The 607-nt window shown below is 57.0% G+C and carries 1 protein-coding gene; it reads right to left on the bottom strand.

Annotated elements, in window-relative coordinates; all coding sequences use genetic code 11:
• Positions 1 to 372, bottom strand: a 372-nt coding sequence (locus JF66_RS20970; RefSeq protein WP_035880910.1) for a PIN domain-containing protein, incomplete at its 3' end; no start/stop codon positions are given.
• Positions 373 to 607 lie beyond the last annotated feature (235 nt).

Below are 607 nucleotides of genomic sequence, written 5' to 3'. Positions count from 1 at the left end.
AATGCGGGAGTCGTTGTCTCCCAGTTGCATACCGGACGGCAGCACGGACATGTTCGAGTGGTTGAGCTCGACCCGTAACGTTCCGCCTTCCCCGACGGGGATCGGGAAATCGAGTCTTTCGTGCTTGAGACGCAGGTCATCCAGATTGCGCAGTGCCTGCCGGGCGAAGTACCCGATCTCCGGGTCGTTGCGTTTTGCCTCAAGCTCAGAAATCACCACGACGGGAAGAACGACCGCGTGTTCTGCGAAGCGGAAGATCGCCTTCGGATCGGAGAGCAAAACCGATGTGTCAAGAACGTAGGTGCGTTCTGCTTGCTCCGTGGAGTTCTCCACGTGATCGGAAGACTGGTACTCGGTTCGATTAGCGATCATAACCACTCCCACCGTGCGTCAAACTGGACGCGATCTTAACTTGGCGAGCGGCCACGGGCACTTGTCGAGGCGTACAGGTGGCCGTCTCGATCAGGTCTCATACCTGATGAAACTGACCGTACGACCCCCCGGGCTGAAAGGGAACACGACACGCCATTTCGAAACCAGACGTTCACATACTTGGCATCGGACACGACCATTTGTCTGCCGGTCGAAACGGAATGCTCAATAGGTG

It is taken from the genome of Cryobacterium sp. MLB-32 (assembly GCF_000738085.1).
Classification (GTDB): Bacteria; Actinomycetota; Actinomycetes; order Actinomycetales; family Microbacteriaceae; genus Cryobacterium.
Note: the sequence above shows the minus strand (reverse complement) of the source record. Positions and strands in the feature narration are given on the sequence as shown.